Source organism: Paraburkholderia edwinii, assembly GCF_019428685.1.
Taxonomy (GTDB): domain Bacteria; phylum Pseudomonadota; class Gammaproteobacteria; order Burkholderiales; family Burkholderiaceae; genus Paraburkholderia; species Paraburkholderia edwinii.
Map to the genome: position 1 here is coordinate 3,552,330 of NZ_CP080095.1, position 21,131 is coordinate 3,573,460.

The 21,131-nt window shown below is 62.7% G+C and carries 19 protein-coding genes; 6 read left to right on the forward strand and 13 right to left on the reverse strand.

Annotated features, from left to right (window positions below):
• The first annotated feature begins 257 nt into the window (after nucleotides 1-257).
• Together KZJ38_RS15675 and KZJ38_RS15680 are read left to right on the forward strand one after the other, a co-directional pair.
• Nucleotides 258-1,253: an aldo/keto reductase gene (locus KZJ38_RS15675; RefSeq protein WP_219796995.1), complete on the forward strand. Its 996-nt coding sequence runs from the start codon at nucleotides 258-260 to the stop codon at nucleotides 1,251-1,253.
• A 481-nt stretch (nucleotides 1,254-1,734) separates the two neighbouring features.
• Nucleotides 1,735-2,592 (forward strand): AraC family transcriptional regulator, encoded by an 858-nt coding sequence (locus tag KZJ38_RS15680; protein ID WP_219796997.1) that lies wholly within the window; start codon nucleotides 1,735-1,737, stop codon nucleotides 2,590-2,592.
• Between the two features lie 29 nt (nucleotides 2,593-2,621).
• On the opposite strand, the gene KZJ38_RS15685 is transcribed toward KZJ38_RS15680, so the two are convergent.
• Entirely contained in the window at nucleotides 2,622-4,373 is a 1,752-nt protein-coding gene (locus KZJ38_RS15685) for a flavin-containing monooxygenase (protein ID WP_219796999.1), read from the reverse strand.
• A 139-nt stretch (nucleotides 4,374-4,512) separates the two neighbouring features.
• Nucleotides 4,513-5,472, reverse strand: coding sequence for an AraC family transcriptional regulator (locus KZJ38_RS15690; RefSeq protein ID WP_219797001.1), 960 nt, complete (start codon nucleotides 5,470-5,472; stop codon nucleotides 4,513-4,515).
• Between the two features lie 85 nt (nucleotides 5,473-5,557).
• Between KZJ38_RS15690 and KZJ38_RS15695 the strand changes: the two genes are divergently transcribed.
• Nucleotides 5,558-5,863: a carboxymuconolactone decarboxylase family protein gene (locus tag KZJ38_RS15695; RefSeq protein ID WP_219797002.1), complete on the forward strand. Its 306-nt coding sequence runs from the start codon at nucleotides 5,558-5,560 to the stop codon at nucleotides 5,861-5,863.
• Nucleotides 5,864-5,989: 126 nt separating this feature from the next.
• Here the strand turns inward: KZJ38_RS15695 and cobA are convergent, their stop codons facing one another.
• From cobA to KZJ38_RS15725, 6 genes are all read right to left on the reverse strand, one after another.
• Entirely contained in the window at nucleotides 5,990-6,784 is a 795-nt protein-coding gene (cobA, locus tag KZJ38_RS15700; RefSeq protein ID WP_219797004.1) for a uroporphyrinogen-III C-methyltransferase, read from the reverse strand.
• Nucleotides 6,785-6,884: 100 nt separating this feature from the next.
• Nucleotides 6,885-8,198 carry a sulfate adenylyltransferase subunit 1 gene (locus KZJ38_RS15705; RefSeq protein WP_219797006.1) on the reverse strand — a complete coding sequence of 438 codons (1,314 nt, stop codon included), beginning with the start codon at nucleotides 8,196-8,198 and terminating at the stop codon, nucleotides 6,885-6,887.
• A 21-nt stretch (nucleotides 8,199-8,219) separates the two neighbouring features.
• Nucleotides 8,220-9,182, reverse strand: a complete 963-nt coding sequence (cysD, locus tag KZJ38_RS15710) for a sulfate adenylyltransferase subunit CysD (RefSeq protein ID WP_219797008.1) — start codon at nucleotides 9,180-9,182, stop codon at nucleotides 8,220-8,222.
• Between the two features lie 115 nt (nucleotides 9,183-9,297).
• A complete protein-coding gene (locus tag KZJ38_RS15715; protein ID WP_219797010.1) occupies nucleotides 9,298-10,038 on the reverse strand; it encodes a phosphoadenylyl-sulfate reductase in 741 nt (246 codons plus the stop codon).
• Nucleotides 10,035-10,586 (reverse strand): DUF934 domain-containing protein, encoded by a 552-nt coding sequence (locus KZJ38_RS15720; protein ID WP_219797011.1) that lies wholly within the window; start codon nucleotides 10,584-10,586, stop codon nucleotides 10,035-10,037. Before KZJ38_RS15720 ends, KZJ38_RS15715 begins: the two co-directional genes overlap by 4 nt.
• 24 nt (nucleotides 10,587-10,610) lie before the next feature.
• On the reverse strand, nucleotides 10,611-12,290 hold the full coding sequence (locus KZJ38_RS15725) for a nitrite/sulfite reductase (protein WP_219797013.1): 1,680 nt from the start codon (nucleotides 12,288-12,290) through the stop codon (nucleotides 10,611-10,613).
• Between the two features lie 232 nt (nucleotides 12,291-12,522).
• Between KZJ38_RS15725 and KZJ38_RS15730 the strand changes: the two genes are divergently transcribed.
• The 3 genes from KZJ38_RS15730 to KZJ38_RS15740 all read left to right on the forward strand — a co-directional run bounded on the left by KZJ38_RS15730 (nucleotide 12,523) and on the right by KZJ38_RS15740 (nucleotide 15,163).
• Nucleotides 12,523-13,464 carry a CysB family HTH-type transcriptional regulator gene (locus tag KZJ38_RS15730; RefSeq protein WP_219797015.1) on the forward strand — a complete coding sequence of 314 codons (942 nt, stop codon included), beginning with the start codon at nucleotides 12,523-12,525 and terminating at the stop codon, nucleotides 13,462-13,464.
• Between the two features lie 224 nt (nucleotides 13,465-13,688).
• Nucleotides 13,689-14,849 (forward strand): ABC transporter substrate-binding protein, encoded by a 1,161-nt coding sequence (locus KZJ38_RS15735; RefSeq protein WP_219797016.1) that lies wholly within the window; start codon nucleotides 13,689-13,691, stop codon nucleotides 14,847-14,849.
• Between the two features lie 56 nt (nucleotides 14,850-14,905).
• Complete coding sequence (locus KZJ38_RS15740) at nucleotides 14,906-15,163, forward strand: hypothetical protein (RefSeq protein WP_219797018.1); 258 nt, start codon at nucleotides 14,906-14,908, stop codon at nucleotides 15,161-15,163.
• 39 nt (nucleotides 15,164-15,202) lie between these two features.
• On the opposite strand, the gene KZJ38_RS15745 is transcribed toward KZJ38_RS15740, so the two are convergent.
• From KZJ38_RS15745 to KZJ38_RS15765, 5 genes are all read right to left on the reverse strand, one after another.
• Nucleotides 15,203-16,342, reverse strand: a complete 1,140-nt coding sequence (locus KZJ38_RS15745; RefSeq protein WP_246641492.1) for a Gfo/Idh/MocA family protein — start codon at nucleotides 16,340-16,342, stop codon at nucleotides 15,203-15,205.
• A gap of 41 nt (nucleotides 16,343-16,383) precedes the next feature.
• A complete protein-coding gene (locus KZJ38_RS15750) occupies nucleotides 16,384-17,436 on the reverse strand; it encodes a sugar phosphate isomerase/epimerase family protein (protein ID WP_219800374.1) in 1,053 nt (350 codons plus the stop codon).
• Between the two features lie 73 nt (nucleotides 17,437-17,509).
• Nucleotides 17,510-18,475, reverse strand: a complete 966-nt coding sequence (locus KZJ38_RS15755; RefSeq protein ID WP_219797020.1) for a substrate-binding domain-containing protein — start codon at nucleotides 18,473-18,475, stop codon at nucleotides 17,510-17,512.
• Between the two features lie 164 nt (nucleotides 18,476-18,639).
• Nucleotides 18,640-19,656, reverse strand: a complete 1,017-nt coding sequence (locus KZJ38_RS15760) for an ABC transporter permease (protein ID WP_219797022.1) — start codon at nucleotides 19,654-19,656, stop codon at nucleotides 18,640-18,642.
• Nucleotides 19,637-21,124: a sugar ABC transporter ATP-binding protein gene (locus KZJ38_RS15765; RefSeq protein WP_219797023.1), complete on the reverse strand. Its 1,488-nt coding sequence runs from the start codon at nucleotides 21,122-21,124 to the stop codon at nucleotides 19,637-19,639. The genes KZJ38_RS15760 and KZJ38_RS15765 overlap by 20 nt, the downstream gene beginning before the upstream one ends.
• Between the last annotated feature and the right edge of the window lie 7 nt (nucleotides 21,125-21,131).

Here is a 21,131-nt window from a genome sequence, read left to right on the forward strand (position 1 = left end):
ATGATGAAGCACCTGTGGTCGCATCAAGGTTTTGACATGGACGCTGCAGCAAGGACAGCCTTTACATCTTCCGTTCTACTGCCTCAATTGTCGTTTGCCGGAATTCAAATATTCGACAGGATATCGGAAGGATATGAACAGGCTTGCCGGATCTGGAACGGCGCCCTAAAGCACGATAAAGCATAAGCCAGCCATCACCAGGCGGTCTGACGGTCATGATCCGCATGCCGCCACTCACTATCGTAGGAATGCATAATATGAAGACACGTACTCTCGGCAATCCCGGGCTGGTTGTTTCAGAGCTAGGGTTGGGCTGCATGGGAATGACCAGCGCCTACGGAATGCCCGGCGATCATTCGGAGATGGTTGCGCTGATACGGAACGCGGTAGACCGCGGCGTGACGCTCTTCGATACCGCTGAGGTTTATGGTCCGTTTATCAATGAGGAGTTGCTTGGCGAAGCACTCGCTCCCGTACGCGATAAAGTGGTCATTGCAACCAAGTTTGGTTATGCGTTGGAATCGGCGGCGAATGGCTCATGGCCGACGGCATTGAACAGTCGCCCCGATAACATCAAGTCCGTCGCCGACGCAGCCCTCAAGCGTCTTCGAACCGACCGGATCGATCTGTTTTTTCAGCATCGTGTGGACCCGGCCGTGCCAATCGAAGACGTTGCTGGAGCGGTGGCTGACCTTGTGAAAGCCGGCAAGGTCTTACACTTCGGACTCTCGGAGGCGAGTGGCAAAACGATCCGCCGCGCGCATGCCGTTTTTCCGGTTACTGCCGTGCAAACCGAGTATTCGATGTGGACGCGCGATCCGGAGGCCGACGTGATTCCCACCGTGGAGGCGCTAGGCATTGGCTTCATTGCATACAGTCCGCTGGGGCGGGGTTTTCTGACCGGAAGCGTAAAAAGCGACACCCACTTTGAGGCAAACGATTACCGCGCGTATCTGCCGCGCTTTTCTGAAGAAACACGCAGCGAGAACCTTGCGCTCGTCGAGGCACTCAAGGAGATTGGCGCGCGCAAAAAGGCAACGGTCGCTCAGGTTGCCCTCGCGTGGTTGCTTGCTCGCAAACCGTGGATCGTTCCCATTCCTGGCACGCGTCGAAGCTCACGCCTCGACGAAAACCTTGAGGCAACCAAGGTGACATTCTCGCCTGAGGACCTCGCTCAACTGGACGACGTGCTCGCCTCGATACCGATCGTCGGATCGCGTTATGGTGAAACCGATTTTGCAATGGTTGACTGATTGCTGAGATCAGACTGAGACATTGAAAAAAGACGAGGTTCTGCGCAGTTTTCTTGTCCTCAGTAAATCAATGCGCCGCAAGCAATGACCCCGTTCTCGTGCTGCACAGCACGCCGAGCGCGGCATTGCTGCGGCCATCGCTACCGCGCGTCCATAAGCAAGTGATGCCGCACAACCGAATCGCCGCTCATTGTCTGGATTCCCGATCATAAATTTCGGGCTCGCGGTTATTGGAGGTCTTCAATTGAGCCATTACCATTTTTCACGTTCTCTCTCTCCCTCACACGTGACGGTCGGTGATGCCTCTTTTGCAAGAAATACCGCTTTACACCTCGATTTCGAGGATACCCGCAGCGACTAGCGATACGCCTGCCTTGATGCCGGCAACCATGAGACGCTCGCTTAGCGCGACTATGCTTCTGGCTCGTCAAACTTATCGCCGATTTTTGGCGACGTCATTGAAGATAACCGTCGGTGCGACATGAATTTTGCACCGCAGGAAATGAGGACCGAAGCTGTTCCAAGGACGGAAGGTTGGTCACTTGGTGACCTGCATGTCACCACGCTTGATGCGGTTGAACTGTCAGATTGCCATGCACCAACGCTTCCCGGCCAGTTGTTGAGGCTCTTTTTTGTCAAATCCGGTTCCGTGACGTTCAAGTCCATCCTCGGGCCGCAACGGCTAGACGCAGGAAGCTTATTTATTGCTCCCCCGCTGGCTGGCTGGAAACAACAGAATTCTTATCATCAAGCGGAGCTAGTGATGGTATCCATCCCGAGGCGCTTATTACTCGAGCGTGGCTTCCCCACTAAATCGTTCGAACTCTTGACGGCGAACATGTCGAACCCGGACGCACGGGCCGTTGGCGATCTGATGTTATCGATTGTTGAACAGAGCGGATACACGAGCCTCGCACTGCGAGCCAGGCAAGGTCGGCATCTTCTGGATTTGCTCAGCATGGTGCTCGGGAATCCGCTCGCGGTGGTCAGTTCCAGAAACCGCGAGGTGGCGCTATCGCGCGCGAAAGAGTACGTCGCACAGCATCTGGAAGACCTCAATCTGAACGCGTCACGTGTCGCATCGGCTATTGGTGTTTCGCCCGGCCACCTGAATCGCCTTTTTAAGGCCACTTCCACATCGCTGATGCGTTATGTCCGGTCATGCCGACTGGACCGCGCTGCCGATCTCCTTAGGAGTCGCGGCGAATCAAATGTGTCGATCGGTCAGATTGCCTACAGTTGCGGATTTGCGAGCCACGCCCATTTCAGTCGCGCATTTAAAGAGCAATTCGGCTTTTCTCCTAGAGACTATGTCTCACGTGAGAGCAGAGATATCTAGCGCGCACTTCGCGTCATGCAGGCGCGGCGCTACGGTCGATAAACGTCTAGCGGCAGATTCTCGAACCGCGCCTTTAGCTGCAACGCGAGAAACCTCGAGTAAAAGCGCCCCATCTGGAAGTTACCGGCGTGAATCCAGAGCCCCGGCTGGCGCGTCGGTTTCGACAAGTTGCGCAGTTCGCCCTCCCACGGGCCCGAGTCTCCCTCGAGTCCCGAGCCATATCCCATGACCGGCCCCACGGAGTTCGCGACTTCGCGCGACACAAGCCTGGCGATGTGTTCGTCCATCGGCCTGTAACCGGTCGCATACACTATGTAGTCCGCATCGAGCCGCGACCCATCGCTCAGAACGATGCCGTCACGCTCGATGCGCGTCGCTTCGACGCCGGATTTCAGCTTGATGCTGCCGTTCGCAATCAATTCCGACGCGCCGGTATCAATGTAGAAGCCGCCTCCTTTGCGCAAGGCCTTCCCGACCAGGCCCGTGCCGTCCGGACCGGCGTCGACCTTGAATCCCGCCGCGGCAAGCCGTTGATAGAACGCGCTGTCTTCCTGAGCGAACTTTTCCATCATCGGACGGAACACCACCGGCAACATCCGCATCGGCAGTGCCGCCCGCTGCAGGTCTGCGCGACCCACGTCGAGTCCACGCGCCAAGGCCTCTTCCGAATAGAGCGGGCGCAACATCTCGAGCACACGTTGCTGGCGGATCACGTGCGTCGACGAGCGCTGGATCATCGTCACATCCGCGCCATGGTCGAACAGGTCTTCGCAGATATCGTGCGCCGAATTGTTCGAACCGAACACGACCACCTTGCGGCCGCGGAAGCGGCTGCCGCCCGGGTGCGCGCTCGAATGGCGCTGTTCGCCGGCAAACGTGCTGGCGCCGGGAATCGCCGGAATAAACGGATCGCCATTCAAGCCGGTTGCAAGCACGAGATGCGCGGGCCGCAGCACTGTTTCGTGTCCATCCTGCACGACGCGCACCTGCCACTGTCCGCTCGTCGCATCGTATTGCGCGCCCGCGCATGCCGTGTTGTGCCGGATGTCCAGTTCCATGATTCGCGCGTACGACTCGAGCCAGTCGCCGACCCTGTCCTTTGGCGGGAATACCGGCCAATGGTCCGGATAATCCAGATAAGGCAGCGCGTTCCACCACACCGGATCGTGCAGATGCAGCGACGCATAGCGCGATCGCCAGCTGTCGCCGGTACGCGCATGGCTATCGATAATCAGCGTCGGGACGCGCAGCAGCTTGAGCCTTGCCGCCAGTCCCAGGCCGCAATGGCCGCCGCCTACAATCAATACATAAGGCTGCGACGCACTCTCCGATTCGGTGGCTTGCGCTGCCGCCTTGCCGGCGCCTCGCTGTACGCGACCTGACACGCGACGTTGACGGGTCGGCTCCTCGAAGCCCTTCAGTTCCCGCAGCGCGGTGAGCAACGTCAAACAGCGGCCTTCGGCATCGAGCCGCACGTAGCCGTCGCAACGTCCAAGCGCGGTTTCAAACGAAACGAAGCCATCGGTCGCATCGGGCCGCACAGGTTCCGCGACGGTCCACGCGGACGGTCGAATCGACGCAAGGGTTGCATCGAGCATCGCGCGAATCGCGTCGCGCCCCTCCATCGTGCGGATGTCCCACGTGAACGCGACCAGATCGCGCCAGAAGCAGAGGTCGCCGAACAGCGCGACGACATCATCCGTTCTGTTGGAGGCGATCGCCCGCGAAAATGCGTCGAGCCACGACGCGAGCGTCGCACGCCCGGAAAATTGCTGGGTCATTCGGTCGAATCTCCGTCTAAGCATCTATGCGTCTACGTCAGTTCATCAGGCCTGCCGCGATCACGCCGCGCGCCCGGCACGCAATCGAAAGAACGTGCAATAAAAGCGTCTATTCCGCGCGTCAGGCAAGCGTGGCCGCTTATTTGACGAACCGGTTAGCCGACCTCGACTGGAGCCTGAACCGTGTCGGGTCGACGTGATACATGTGCTGGAACGCCACCGAGAAATTGCTCCGGCTCGACAGTCCGACCGCGCGCGCCACCTCAGGAACCGGCAAGGTTGTGGTCGCAAGCAATTCCGCCGCCTTGCGCAAGCGCACGATTTTCAGCATCGCCATCGGCGACTGATCGAATGCTTTCGCAAACTGCGCGGCAAACGCCGATCGGCTCATGCTTGCAACCTGCGCCAGCCGCTCGACCGATAGCGGGCTCGCATAGCGCTCGAACATGGTCTCGAGTGCCGCGGCGAGCCGCGTATCGGCGAGGCCCGCGGCCCACGGAAAATGGACACCGCCGTCACTGATATGGCGCCGGAGCGCCATCACCAGACACTGTTTGAGCAGCGCTTCGACGAGCACACGCGAACCGGGCCCGGGGCGCGCCGATTCCGCGAGCAGCAGCACGAACTGATCGCGCAACCCCGCGGATGCATCGAAACGGGTGACCAGCGGACGGCCCAACGCCTTGAACGGATCGGCCGCGAAGCGGCCATCGACGTTCAGTTCTCCGCAAGCGGTAACAACGCCCTGCGCGCCGTCGCCCACCGTGACCGTCGGCGCCGTCTCGCGCGCGAGACCGTCCCCGACGCGCGTGCGGTCCACCACGCGCGCCGCCGTCCGGCTCGCCGCGTCGATCCTGTAAGCGACACCCGCCGGCAACAGCACGAAACTGTGCGCATCGAGCGGCAACGATTCGACATCGTCCATCACAAGCGTCGCGCTGCCGGAGAGACAATAGTGCAGGCTGACCGTGCTGCACGCTTCGAAGCTCACGCCCCAGCCTTTACGCACATCGCATAGCGAGAAGTTCGCGACGCCGAGATCGACCGCGGCAAGCAGATGGTCGAGCACATGCTCGCCCGATGAAGTCAATTCGAACATTGGACGATTTGGAACCATAACGAGACCACTTCGAACCGGACCATCACTATCATGATGTGCACCATCCCTACTTTAGGAGACTCTGATGTTCGACATGAAGAATCTTACCCGACTCAAGAAGCTGGACGAAAAAGCACCGGACGTGATGAAAACGTTCTGGGCATTCGACAAGGCCGCATTCGCGCCCGGCGCACTCAGTGAGCAGACCAAGCAGATCATCGCAGTGGCGGTCGCGTTGACGACACAATGCCCGTACTGCATCGAACTGCATACGAGCGCGGCGCGCAAGGCGGGGGCAACGGACGAGCAACTGACGGAGGCGGCAATGGTCGCCGCGGCAATGCGAGCCGGCGCCGCAGTGACGCACTCGACGCATCTGTTCAAGGACTAAACGCGCGCCGCGCGCAAGCGCACACGCGTGATGATTGACCGCAATAAAAAAGGCGCGATTGCTCGCGCCTTTCTGCATGCTTCATCGAACCGGACCGCTACACGGGCCGCTCGAAGCGAAAGCGGCTTACGCCACTCTGCGAATCCCGTTCTGCTCGCGCTGTGCCTGCGCTTTAGCGGCAGCCTCTTCCTCGTCGACCGTAGCCGCCGCGCGCTGACGCTCGGCAAACGCATCGCCGATCATCAGCAGGCTCGGCTGCGCCGCATCGAGCCATTGCTGCGCGTCGCCGGCCGCGAGGCCTTCGAGCGTCAGCGTCAGCGTCCGCTCGCGCGGCGTGCTGCACGCTTCGACAATCGCCACCGGCGTTGCCGGCGCACGTCCCGCGTCGATCAGCTGTTGCGCGATTTCGGGCGCGCTATCGCGGCCCATATAGAACACCAGCGAGTCCGCATTGACCTGCTCGCGAATCGCTTCGGTATCGGCTGCGCGGCTGTGCGTCGCCAGCGCCACGCTGCGCGACACGCCACGCAGCGTCAGCGAGCGCTGCAGCGCGGCGGCGCTCGCGAGCGCCGCGGTGATGCCCGGCACCACCTCGTAGTCGATGCCAGCCGCTTCGAGCGCGCGCATTTCTTCGTCGGCGCGGCCGAACAGCATCGGATCGCCGCCCTTCAGACGCACGACCACCTCATGCTCGCGCGCCGCGTCGACGATCTGCTTATTGATAAAGTGCTGCGCGGTCGAGCGCTGACCACAGCGCTTGCCGACCGCGATCTTGCGCGCATGCGGCGCATGCTCGAGCATTGCCGGCTCGATCAGCGCATCGTGCAGCACGACATCGGCGATGCCCAACAAGCGTGCGCCGCGCACCGTAATGAGGTCCGCCGCGCCAGGCCCTGCACCGATCAGATACACCTTACCCATTTGCTCCCGCTCCGTTCGTCGCACTTACGTGAAATGCGCGTGCAATCCACTCGCTAACCCTGCACCGCTCGCGCTATTTCACGTTGTAGGCGCGAGCCCCTCAAGCAGAAAATGCACGAATCATGCCCGCGGCGACCGTATGATGCGTCGCCTCGTCGATCAGCACGAAGGCGCCCGTGCCCGGATTCGTATCATACTCGTCGGCGACCAGCGGCTTTTGCAGCGTCAGCGACACGCGGCCGATGTCGTTCATCGCCAGCTCCTGCCGGTCGGTGGCATGCGACAGCGTATGCACGTCGAGCACCTGTTTGATCGCGCCGACGCGCGCAAACACCGTGTTGGTGGTCTGCTTGAGCAGATACTTGCGTTGCGTCGACAGCGGCGCGTCGTCGAACCAGCACAGGTCGGCTTCGAGCTTCTTCGCCGGCTGCGGCTGGTCGCCCGCGAACACGAACGTATCGCCGCGCGACACGTCGACATCCTGGTCGAGACGGATCGTTACCGTCTGGCCCGCGAACGCGCGGTCGACTTGCCCGGTGCCGCCCGGCACCGGCGCGATAATCTCGGCAACCGTCGCTTCGCGATTGGCCGGCAGTACGACAATCGCGTCGCCCACCTTCACTTCGCCCGACTCGATGCGGCCCATATAACCACGGAAGTCGTCGGCCTGGCTGCCGTCCTGGCGCGCCACCCACTGCACCGGAAAACGCAGCGCCGCGTGATCGGCAGTTTCGACCGGCAGCGCTTCGAGCACGTCGAGCAACGGTTCGCCCGCATACCACGGCATGCGCTCGCTCGCGCTCACGATGTTGTCGCCCTTCAGCGCCGACACCGGCACGAAACGCACATTCGTCAGACCGAGCTGACGCGCCAGTTCGACATACGCGTCGCGAATCTCGTTGAAGCGCGTTTCGCTGAACTCGACAAGATCCATCTTGTTGATCGCGACGATCACATGCTGCAAGCCGAGCAGCTTCACGATCGCGCTATGACGCTTCGTTTGCGGCAGCAGTTGCGCGACGCCGTTTTCGAGCGTGACGCGCGTCGCGTCGACGAGAATGATCGCCGCATGCGCGGTCGATGCGCCGGTCACCATATTGCGCGTGTACTGCTCGTGCCCCGGCGTATCGGCGATGATGAACTTGCGCTTCGCGGTGGCGAAATAGCGATACGCCACGTCGATCGTAATGCCCTGCTCGCGTTCGGCTTCGAGGCCGTCGGTCAGCAGCGACAGATCGATTTCGTCGCCGACCGTGCGCTTGTTCTTCGCGCGCGACAGCGCCGACAGCTGGTCGGACAACACTGCCTTGCTGTCGTACAGCAGGCGGCCGATCAGCGTGCTCTTGCCGTCGTCGACACTGCCCGCCGTGATGAAACGCAGCACGCCGAGGTCTTGCGGTTGATGAATGCTCATGACTGTCTTACCTCGTGTGCCTCAGAAATAACCTTGTTTCTTGCGCTGTTCCATCGCCGCTTCGGACGTCTGATCGTCCATGCGCGTGGCGCCGCGTTCCGTGATCTCGGTCACCGCCGTCTCGGCGATGATCTTTTCGACCGTGTCCGCATCGCTTGCGACCGGGCACGTGCAGCTGATGTCGCCGACCGTACGGAAGCGCACGAGCGCTTCCTCGCTGGTCTCGCCTTCGCGCATCGGCGTGAGCGGCGTCACCGGCACGAGCAGGCCATTGCGGCGCACGATCTCGCGGGTATGCGCGTAGTAGATCGACGGCAGTTCGAGTTGCTCACGCGCGATGTACTGCCACACGTCGAGCTCGGTCCAGTTCGAGATCGGGAACACGCGCAGATGCTCGCCTGCATGCAGACGCGCGTTATACAGGCTCCACAGTTCGGGGCGCTGCGCCTTCGGATCCCATTGGCCGAACTCGTCGCGGAACGAGAAGATCCGCTCTTTCGCACGCGCCTTTTCTTCGTCGCGGCGCGCGCCGCCGATCATCGCGGTGTAGCCGTATTGCTCAATCGTTTCGAGCAGCGTGACTGCTTGCACCGCGTTGCGCGAATCGGTTTCGCGACGCAGACGCACCGTGCCGCGCTTGATCGAATCTTCGACATGACCGACCACGAGCTCAGCGCCGATTTCCTTCGCACGGCGATCGCGGAAATCGATCACTTCCTCGTAGTTGTGGCCCGTGTCGATATGCACGAGCGGGAACGGCAGCTTCGTCTGACGGTTCGCGCCGAGGCCGAAGGCCTTCAGCGCGAGATGCAGCACCACCACCGAGTCCTTGCCACCCGAGAACAGCAGCGCAGGCTTGCTGCATTCGGCGACGAGCTCGCGCAGGATATGGATCGACTCGGCCTCGAGCCAGTCGAGATGGTCCATCCGGTTGCCCGTGTTCGTAAGCGGTGCGGTCACAGTCGGTTCGAGCGTCGTGCTCATGGTTCGGGTCCTTCTTTGATTCATTCGGGCGAGCAGCGTTGCCGCTCGCGATATCGAAAAGGCTTTTGATGCATTTGGGATGGCGTCAGACGCCCGGGGCGCTATGCGGCTCGCGTCACGCTGAGGCGCTTTCGGGGCTCACCGCGATCGGAATGGTCGTGATGTGCAGCCCGCATTCCTTAGTATCGCGCGATTCCCACCACCACCGCCCTGCCCGGCTGTCTTCGCCCGGCCGGACGGCGCGCGTACAGGGCTCGCAGCCGATACTCGGGTAGCCGCGCGCGTGCAGCGGATTGACCGGCACGTCGAATGCCTTGAGGTACGCCCAGACGTCAGCTTCCGTCCAGTCGGCCAGCGGGTTGAACTTGGCAATATTGCGGGCGGCGTCGTGCTCTTCCTCGTGCAGCTCCGCGCGCGTCACCGACTGCTCGCGGCGCTGGCCCGTTACCCACGCGCTCACGTCTGCCAAGGCACGGTTCAGCGGCTCGACCTTGCGGATTTCGCAGCAGCGCTTGCGCAGGTCGATGCTTTCGTAGAACGCGTTCAGGCCGTGTCCAGCGACATATTCGTCGACGGCGGCCGCCTGCGGGTGGTACTGCTCAATCTCGTAGCCGTAGCGCTCGCGCACGCGGTCGAACATGCCGAGCGTTTCCGCATGCAGCCTGCCCGTATTCAGACTGAATATGCCGATCTTCACGCCGCGCGAAAGAATCGCGTGCGTCAGCAGCATGTCTTCCGCGGCGAGGCTGCTCGCGAACTTCACGTTCGCGTGGCGCGCCGCGATCGAATCGAGCAGCGCATCGAGCCGCTCGATCTTCGCGGCCAGCTCCGGCGCGACGTTCTGCACTTCGCTCATGCCGGAACCTTTTGCGCGCCAGCAGCCTGAGCCGCCTCACGGCGGCGGAACAGCGGCCGCGGTTCGTCGAACGCGCCCTGGTACTGCACCGTGAACTCGGTGAACGCCTTCAGCGCGTCGTTGATGTCCTTGTCGGCACGCACCGCATAGGCGTCGAAGCCGCAGCGCTCGTAAAAGCGCAGCTGATCGCGCAGCACGTCGCCGATCGCGCGAATCTCGCCCTTGTAGCCGTAACGCTCGCGCAGCAAACGCGCGATGCTGTAGCCGCGGCCATCGCGGAACACCGGGAAATCGACCGCAATCAGCGCAACCTTGTCGAGATCGCCAACGATGTCCGCCGGTTCGCTGTCGCCCGCGAGCCAGACGCCGATTTCGGCGGCGCTACGCGTCGCCGTCAGCGCGCCGCGCGCGCTTTGCCACAACGCGAGCGGCACGATGATCTTGCCGGCCGGCAACGCATCCACCGCGGGCAGCGTGCCGTCTTCGGCCGCGCGCACCACCGTCCAGTCATCGCTCACAACTTTGCGGTCTTTGATAATCGAAGCCATCTGCACAATTCCTTACTGAGCCGGTTACGCGTGAGCGGGTTGGCGCGATGCGTACACGCGCTCCTTGAACGGCGCGATGCCGATACGGTTGTATGTGTCGATGAAACGCTCGCCATCAAGACGCTGCTCGACAAATGTATCGATCACCTTCGCCACGACGTCCGGCATTTCCTCAGCCGAGAACGACGGGCCGATCACGCGGCCCAGATGCGCGCCGGTCGCACCGGTGCCCTGCTCGCCGCCGAGCGACACCTGGTACCACTCGGAACCGTCCTTGTCGACGCCGAGCACGCCGATATTGCCGACGTGATGGTGGCCGCAGGAGTTCATGCAACCGGAAATATTCAGCGACAGTTCGCCGAGGTCGTAGACGAAATCCATATCGTCGAAGCGCTGCTGGATCGCCTGTGCGATCGGGATCGACTTCGCATTCGCGAGCGAGCAGAAGTCGCCGCCCGGGCACGCGATGATGTCGGTCAGCAGGCCGATATTCGGCGTTGCGAAACCGAGCGTCTTCGCCTGTTCCCACAGCGCGTACAGATCGCGCTTCTTCACGTTCGCGAGAATCAGGTTCTGCTCGTGCGACACGCGGATTTCACCAAGCGAATACTGGTCGGCGAGATCGGCGACCGCGTCCATCTGCGCGTCGGTTGCGTCGCCGGGGGCCACGCCGTGCGGCTTCAGCGAGAGCGTGACGGCCGAGTAGCCCGTCACCCGATGCGGACGCACGCTGCGCTCGACCCAGCGCGCGAATGCGCGGCTTTCGAGCAGATGCTTTTCGAAGCTCGGATCCGTATCCGGCAGCTTGTCGTATTGCGGCGGCGCGAAATGCTGCGCCACGCGGTCCAGTTCGGCTTGCGTCAGCGTCGACGGGCCGTCCTTCAGGTGCTGCCACTCTTCCTCGACCTGCTGCGCGAATTTCTCCGGCGAGAGCGCCTTCACGAGAATCTTGATGCGCGCCTTGTACAGGTTGTCGCGGCGGCCGTAGCGGTTATACACACGCAGCACGGCTTCGCAGTAAGTCAGCAGATGCTGCCACGGCAGGTTTTCGCGGATGATCGCGCCGATGATCGGCGTACGGCCGAGGCCGCCGCCCGCGAGAATGCTCGCGACCACTTCGCCGTCGGCATTCTTCGACAGATAGACGCCGAGGTCGTGAATCTGCACGGCCGCGCGATCTTCCTTCGAGCCTGACACAGCAATCTTGAACTTGCGCGGCAGCCACGCGAATTCAGGGTGGAACGTCGACCACTGACGCAGAATTTCGGCCCACGGACGCGGGTCGATGTGCTCGTCGGGCGCGATGCCCGCGAACTGGTCGGCGGTGATATTGCGGATGCAGTTGCCCGACGTCTGGATGCCGTGCATTTGCACCGACGCGAGCTTGCGCAGAATTTCCGGCGTTTCCTCGAGCTCGACCCAGTTGAACTGGATGTTCGTGCGCGTCGAGAAATGGCCGTAGCCGCGGTCGTGTTCGCGCGCGATCGTCGCGAGCATGCGCATCTGGTCGCTGCGCAGATTGCCGTAAGGAATCGCGATGCGGTGCATGTAGGCGTGACGCTGCATGTACAGACCATTCTGCAGACGCAACGGGCGGAACTCTTCTTCGCTCAATTCGCCCGACAGCCGGCGGCGAACCTGGTCGGCGTACTGCGCGACGCGTTCGTCAACGATGGTCTGGTCGTACTGATCGTATTGATACATTCGGGGACCCCAGTTTGTTTGTCTCAACCCGCCCGGCGTTCCGGTTACGCCGCGCGATGGATACCGCTCTGTCCTGTTAGCCGAGCAAGTCACGTGCATTACGTTAGACCTGCCCGCGATTTGCTAATGACGAAAAGAGATATCCATATTGGAAAAGTTGGAGAAATCGTAATAAACTCCCTTAATATCTCAAACGACTAAAAAATTCTGTTGATATGCGGAGAGGTTATATATGAACCTGCACCAGTTCCGCTTCGTCCGGGAAGCCGTCCGCCAGAACTTCAACCTCACCGAAGCGGCCAAGGCGCTGTATACGAGTCAGCCTGGCGTCTCCAAGGCCATCATCGAGCTCGAGGACGAGCTGGGCGTCGAAATCTTCACGCGGCACGGCAAGCGCGTGCGGTCGCTGACCGAGCCGGGGCGCATCATTCTGGCGTCGGTCGAGCGAATCCTGCAGGAAGTGGAAAGCCTGAAACGGATCGGCAAGGACTACGCGGCGCAGGACCAGGGCAACCTCGTGATCGCCGCGACCCACACCCAGGCGCGCTATTCGCTGCCCGCCGCGATCGCCGAATTCAAGAAGCGCTACCCGAAAGTTCACCTTTCAATCTTGCAAGGCAGCCCGAGCCAAGTGGCCGAGATGGTGATTCACGACCAGGCGGACGTCGCGATCGCGACCGAGGGGCTGTCGAACTATAAGGAACTGGTGACGCTGCCGTGCTTCACCTGGCACCACGTCGCGGTCATGCAGGACGACCACCCGCTGCTCGAGCGCAAACAGCTGTCGCTCGACGACCTGTCGCAATACCCGCTCATCACCTACGAAAACGCGTTTGCCGGCCGCACGAAGATCAACGACGCGTTCCGGCTGCGCGGCCTGCATCCGGACATCGTGCTCGAGGCGATCGACGCGGACGTGATCAAGACCTACGTCGAACTGGGGCTCGGCGTCGGCATCATGGCCGACATCGCGTTCAACGCCGAGCGTGACCGGCACCTGCGCGCGATGCCGGTCGGGCATCTGTTCGGCAGCAACATCACGCGCGTCGGACTCAAGCAAGGCGCTTACTTGCGCAGTTACGTCTACACGCTGGTCGAACTGCTGTCGCCGAGCATGAACCGCAAGCTGATCGAGCAGGCGTTGAAGGGCGAGAGCGAGACGTACGAGCTTTGAGGGTTTCGATCATTCGATGGCACGCCGCAAACCTTCCGCACTTCGCGCACGCGCAAACCTTCGGTTTCCACATCAATGACGGCGCGTTCCAGGGGCCCGGGCGCGGCTTTGTCGATAGCGTAGGCAGCCGTGGCATTGCGTAACGCGTCCGGACCCGCTTTGCCCGGGCCACCGGCCGCGCCACGCGATCCCACTTTTTCGCTTTTACGCCACGGAGTTTCTGCATGACGTCATATAAGAAGACCCTGCGCCGGCTCGCCGCGCTCGGCGCATTGATGTTTGCCGCCGCCGCGCACGCGGACCTGAAGGTCGGCATCGACCTGTCGACGACGGGCCCCGCCGCCGCGATCGGCATCACAAGCAAGAACGCGATCCTGATGTGGCCGAAGACGATCGCCGGCCAGCCCGCGCAATACATCATCCTCGACGACGGCTCCGACCCGGGCGCCGCGGTCCGCAACATCCACAAGCTCATCAACGAAGACCACGTCGACGTGATCGTCGGCCCGAACGTGACGCCGGCCGCGCTGGCCGCGCTCGACCCCGTCGCCGAAAGCCAGACGCCGATGATCACGCTGATCGGCTCGGCGGCCGTCGTCGAACCGCAGGAAGGCAAGCGCGTCTGGGCGTTCAAGATGGCGCAGACCGATAGCGCGATGGCCGACGTGATGACGCGCTATATGGCGAACCACAACGTGAAGACGGTCGGCTTTATCGGCTTTGCGGACAGTTACGGCGACAGCTGGCTCAATGAGTTCACGAAATTCGCGGCGCTACGGCATATTCAGGTGGTCGCGACCGAGCGCTTCAATCGCACCGATACGAGCGTGACGGGCCAGGTGCTGAAGCTGATCGCGGCAAAACCCGACGCGATACTGATCGCGGGCGCGGGCACACCGAGCGTGCTGCCGCAACGCACGCTCGTCGAGCGCGGCTACAAGGGCGCCATTTATCAGACGCATGGCATCGCGACGCCGGAGTTCATCAGGCTCGGCGGCAAGGACGTCGAAGGCACGCTGTTTCCGACGCAGCCGGTGGTCGTCGCGCGCACGCTGCCGGCCGACCATCCGGCGAAGCGGGCCGCGCTCGCGTTCGTCGATTCCTATGAAGCGAAGTACGGTCCGAATACGGTCACGCAGTTTGCCGGCGACGCGGCGGGCGTCTATCCGCGTCTGCAGGACGCGGTCGCGCGTGCGTTGAAAACGGCGCAGCCCGGGACGCCGGCGTTTCGCGTCGCGCTGCGCGAATCGCTCGAGCAGGCGCATGAACTCGTGGTGCCGAACGGCGTCGTCAATACGAGCGCGAAGGATCACGTCGGGCTCGATCAGCGCGCGAGCGTGATGGGGACGATCAAGGGCGGGAAGTTTATCTACCTGAGCCAGTGACGCTGTTGTTAAAGTAGACGTCTTTCGTCGCCCTGATCGCGTTCCGCGTCTCCATCATGCGCACCACCCGAGCCATCCACGCCGTCGAACGGCTGAAGACCCGCAGCGGCAACGCCCGCTATGCGGCCATTGCGCTGTCCGGCGGCCTGTTCTATCTCGTCGACCGCTCGAGCGGCACCGATCAGAAAATGTCCGATCCGCTGCCGCTCGACGACTTCGTCAAATTCGTCGACGAATTCGGGCCGAAAAAGCCGCGCAAGGTCAGCAAGCTCGATCTTGCGTTCGAAGAGCAGATCAAGAAGAGCAAGAGTTAAGGCAGGCGTAGAGCCTTGAGCGGCGCGGCCGGCCCGACCTCAGATCTGCCGCCACTGCCCGCCCGCCGCGCTGCTGGCCAGCATCGCGTCGATAAACCGCAAACCTTCCACACCGTCGTCGACGGTCGTCAGAAGGCGGCTTTCCGGCGGCAACGGCTGACCGGCATCGAGCGCTTCGATCTGCTGCGCGGCGTCCTTATACAACTGCGCGAACGCTTCGAGATACCCTTCCGGATGCCCCGCCGGCACGCGCGTCGCGTTCGCGGCCGCGTCGCCTTTCACCCGCCCGCGCGTGATCCGCTGCCGCGCGCCGCCAAGCGGCGTGAACCACAGTTCGTTCGGCTCTTCCTGTTCGAACGCGATGCTCGCCTTCGTGCCGTACACGCGCAAACGCAGCCCATTTTCCTCGCCGCTCGCGACCTGGCTCGCCCACAGCATTCCGCGCGCGCCGTTCGCATAACGCAGCATCGCCTGCACGTGATCGTCGACGCGGCGCCCCGGCACGAACGTGTGCACTTCCGCGGCTAGCGCCTCCGGCAGCATGCCGCTGATGAAGCCGGCGAGGTGATACGCATGCGTGCCGATATCGCCGAGACACCCGGCCGGCCCCGACAGTTTCGGATCGGTGCGCCACACGGCCTGCTTGTTCGTGCCGCTTTGTTCGATCGGCTCCGCGAGCCAGTCCTGCGCATATTCGACCTGCACGACGCGAATCTCACCGAGTTCGCCCGCTTCGATCATCTCGCGCGCGTGCCGCACCATCGGGTAGCCCGAGTACGTGTGAGTCAGCGCGAACAGCCGTTGTTTGTCGTGCGCGAGCCGCGCCAGCGCCTCGCCTTCGGCAAGCGATACCGCAAGCGGCTTGTCGCAGATCACATGGATACCGGCCTCGAGAAACGCCGTCGCAACCGGCGCATGCAGATGGTTCGGCGTGACGATCGCGACCGCGTCGATGCCGTCGTCGCGCGCCCCTTCCGCGCGCGCCATCTCGCGCCAGTCCGCATAGCTGCGCGCGATGTTCGCTTCGTCGGCGCTGGCCTGCGCGCGCTTCGGGTCCGACGATAACGCGCCCGCGACCATCTCGAAGCGGTCGTCGAGGCGCGCCGCGATCCGGTGCACCGCGCCGATAAACGCGCCTTGCCCGCCGCCGACCATGCCCAGTTTCAGTCTTCTTGCCATCGCGTCCTGCTCCTTAGGTTTTCGTTGCGCGCGCAACCGGATCAATCGATGCCCAGTACACGCTGCAACTGTGCGCGATCGACGCCGCTTCCCGCAAAGTCGTCGAACGAGCGCTCGGCCACGCGGATGATATGCCGCTTGATAAACTCGGCCCCTTCGCGCGCGCCGTCGTGCGGATGCTTCAACGCGCACTCCCATTCGAGCACGGCCCAGCCCTGGTAGTCGTACTGCGCCATCTTCGAGAAAATCGCGCTGAAATCGACCTGCCCGTCACCGAGCGAACGGAAGCGCCCCGCCCGCTCGGCCCAGTTGCTGTAGCCGCCATATACGCCCTGACGCCCGGTCGGCCGGAATTCCGCGTCCTTCACATGGAACGCCTTGATCCGCTCGTGATAGATATCGATGAACTCGAGATAGTCGAGCTGCTGCAGCACGTAGTGGCTCGGATCGAACAGGATATTCGCGCGCGGATGATCGTGCAGCGTCGCGAGAAAACGCTCGAACGTGACCCCGTCGTGCAGATCCTCGCCCGGATGCAGTTCGTAGCAGACGTCGACGCCCGCTGCGTCGAACGCATCGAGAATCGGCTTCCAGCGGCGCGCGAGTTCGTCGAAGGCCGTTTCGATCAGACCCGCCGGACGCTGCGGCCACGGATAGATATACGGCCATGCGAGCGCGCCGGAAAACGTCACGTGCGTGTTGAAGCCCAGCCGCTGCGATGCTTTCGCCGCGAGCATCATTTGCGCAATCGCCCATTCGGTGCGCGCCTGCGGATTGCCGCGCACGTGCGGCGCGGCAAAGCCGTCGAACAACAGGTCGTAGGCCGGATGCACGGCCACGAGCTGGCCTTGCAGATGGGTCGCGAGCTCCGTCACGGTCACACCGGCATCGGCGGCAACGCCGAGCCAATCGTCGCAATACGTCTGGCTCGCCGCCGCCTGTTCGAGATCGATCAGTTGCGGGGCGACCGGCACCTGAATGCCTTTGAAACCGAGTCCCGCCGCCCATTGGGCGAGATGCGCGAGCGTGTCGAACGGCGGTTCATCGCCCAGGAACTGCGCGAGGTAAATCGCCGGTCCTTTGATGGTCTTCATCATGCGCCTCCGTCAGTGGTCGAACCCGTGCGGCGCAGCATGTCGCATGCCGCACCGCACGCGTTCGCGTCGCTCAGAACGGCGAGTCAGGGAAGTAGAACTGCTGCGCGTTTTCCTTCGTAATCAGCACCGAGGGAATGATCGTCGTGGGCGGCAGCTTCTCGCCTTTCAGGCGCGCTTCGGCCGTCAGCTTGATCGCGTCGTAGATGAATTTCGGCGAGTACGACACGTCGGCCTTGATCATCGGCGCGCCGTCCATCACGTTCTTCACCATGCCTTTCGAGCCCGCGCCGCCGAACACGATCTTGATGTCGGTGCGTTTGGCCTGATCGATGGCCTTGATCACGCCGACGGCCATATCGTCGTCAGAGGCCCACACGGCGTCGATATGCTTGAAGCGCGTCAGGTAATCCTGCATCACCTTGAACGCGTCGTCACGATTCCAGTTCGCGTACTTCGCATCGAGAATCTTGATGTTCGGATATTGCTTCATCACCGACGTGAAGGCGGTCCAGCGCTCATTGTCGAGCGTCGTCGGAATGCCGCGTAGCGCGACGATATCGCCCTTGCCGTCGAGCGCCTTGGCCAGATACTCGGCCGGAATCTTGCCGAACGCCGTGTTGTCGCCGGCCACGTACGCGTCCTGCGCGCTCGTGTCGGTCAGGCCGCGATCGACCACCGTCACGTACACGCCCTTCTTCTTCACTTGCGCAACGGGCTGCGTCAACGACGCAGACTCCTGCGGGAAGATCACGAGCGCGTTGATCTTGTTCACCGTGACGAGATCCTGCAGCTGGTTCGCCTGTTCAGGCGCACTCGCTGCGGTCTTCACAATGATCTTGAGCCCGGGGTGCTGTTTTTCGAGGTCCGTTTTCGCCTTGTTCGCCCACCAGACGATGCCGCCCGTAAACCCGTGGTCCGCCGTCGGAATCGAGACACCGAGGATAACCGGGTCGTCGGCGCGCGCGGTGCCCGTCGTGATGCCCAGCATCGTAAGCGCCAGCATGCCGGCGCCGACCGCTCGTATGACGTGTTTCATGATGTTTGTCTCCTTTGTGCGGGCGCTTTCGTGGTTGCGCCCGGATTTCATTGTCGAACGACCGAAACGACTGAAACGAACCTTAGCGACTAAACAAAATAAGCCCTGCCAGGCCAACCAGGCCAACTTCCTTTCCTGATGCTGCTTCCCCTCCACAAACCGCCTTAACGCCGCCCGCGCTGCAAAAACGCGACGACGATAATCACGACGCCCTGCACCGCCGCGTTCAGATACACGCTGATGATGCTGGTCAGATTCAGGATGTTGGCGATCACCGACAGCAGGATCGCGCCGATCACCGTGCCGATCACACGGCCCTCGCCGCCCTTGAGCGCGGTGCCGCCGACCACCACCGCGGCGATCGCTTCGAGTTCCCACAGGAGGCCCGTGGTCGGCGTCGCCGAACCGAGCCGCGGCACATACAACACCGTTGCCACGCCGACGCATACGCCGAGCAGCACATACGTGACGATCTTCACCGTATCGACGCGAATCGCCGCATAGCGCGCGACCTGCTCGTTCGAGCCAATCGCCTGCACATGGCGGCCGAATGCGGTGCGATTGAGAATCAGCGCGCCGCCCGCTGCGACGACGAGAAACACCCAGATCGGCACGGGCACGCCAAGCAGACTTGCGTAGTACACCGGCCCATACAGATCGGACAGATTGTTATCGAGCGTCAGTGCGCCGCCATCGGCAAGCCATGTGAGCACCGCGCGAAAAATCCCCAAGGTGCCAAGCGTGACGATAAACGGCTCGATGCGCCCTTTCGTGATCAGCAGTCCATGTGCACAGCCGAACAGCGCGCCGAGCACGAGCGCACAAACAATGCCGATCGCGACGATCGCCAGCGGCGCAAGCGTATGCGCCGCTGCGCTGCCGGCCAGCCCGTTCATGAGCCAGATCATCACGCCCGCGATCAGCGCGGCCATCGAGCCGACCGACAGATCGATGCCGCCGGAAATAATCACGAAGGTCATGCCGACCGCGATGATCCCGATAAACGACGTGCGCGTGAGCACGTTCATCATATTGTCGACGGTCGCGAAGTCGCGGTTCAGCAGCGTGCCCGCGATGCACAGCGCGATCAGGCCCGCGAGCGGACCGAAGCCATACAGTATGTGTGCGACGCGCAGGGCGCGCGGCGTCGGCGTGGAAGTGTCAGTGGGTGCCGGTCGCATGAGCGATCAACTCCTCTTCGGTCAGATGGTCGAGGCCGAGCGTCGCCTGCAGCCTGCCCGCGCGCATGACCGCAACGCGATGGCACAGGCCGATCAGCTCGATCAGTTCGGACGAAATCACAATCACCGCCCGCCCTTCCGATGCGAGCCGGTGAATCAGGAAATAGATGTCGCGTTTCGCGCCGATATCGACGCCGCGCGTCGGTTCGTCGAGCACGATCACGTCGGGGTTCGGCTGCAGGAATTTCGCGAGCGCGAGCTTCTGCTGGTTGCCGCCCGACAGCATGCGCGCGCGGCTATTGAGATCACCGGTGCGAATGCCGAATTCGCGCACCGCTTCGGTCAAGGCAGCACGGCCTGCTTTGACGTCGAGCAGCGGATGCGTATAGCGATCGAGCGTCATCAGCGTCAGGTTGTCCTGCAGGCTCAGGTCCACATGCAGGCCCTTGCCCTTGCGGTCTTCGCTCAGATACGTGAGGCCGTGACGCATCGCGTCGCGCGGGCTCTTCAACTCCGCGCGGCGGCCGGCAATCTCGATGCGGCCCGCGCTGCGCTTGCGCAGTCCGATAATCGCTTCGAACGCTTCGGTGCGGCCCGCGCCGACGAGGCCCGCAAAGCCGAGCACTTCGCCCGCGCGCACCTCGAAGCCAAGATCGTCGACCCAGTCGGGCACGCTCAACCCTTCGACACGCAGCGCGACGCGCGCATCCGCCGCGACCGGTATCTTGTCCGGGAACATATCGGACAGCTCGCGGCCGACCATCAGATTCGCCATCTGCTGCCGCGCAAGCGCCGCCGTTTCGCTGCGCGCGACGAAGCGGCCGTCGCGCATCACAATCACTTCATCGGTGATGCGCTCCACTTCGTCGAGCTTGTGCGAGATATAGACGATCGTCACGCCGTCCGCCTTCAGCTTTGCCATCAGCGCGAACAGGCGCTCGGTTTCGGAGGGCGTGAGCGTCGCAGTCGGCTCGTCCATGATCAGCAGTCGCGCGTTGCGCGACAGCGCCTTCGCGATCTCCACCATCTGCTTTTCGGCCACGATCAGATCGCGCACCTTCGTATCCGGCTGCTTCATCAGGCCGACCTGCGCGAGATAGCGCTTTGCGTCGGCACGCATCGCGGCGTCGTCGAGCAGCAGGCCGCGGCGCTTCTCGTGACCGAGATACATGTTCTGCGCGATCGTCAGATGCTCAGCGAGATTGAACTCCTGGTGAATCAGCACGATGCCCGCTGCTTCCGCCGCGCGCGAACCGTCGAACTGCCGCGGCGTGCCGTCCACCAGCACCGCGCCCGAGCTCGCGCGCTCGTAGCCCGCGAGTATTTTCATCAGCGTCGACTTGCCCGCGCCGTTCTCGCCGAGCAGTCCGTAGATGCGGCCCGGCGCGAGGTCGAAACTCACGCCGTGCAGCACGCGCACGGGGCCGAAGTCTTTGCGGATATCGTCGAAGCGGACGGCTAGGCTCATCGCCAGG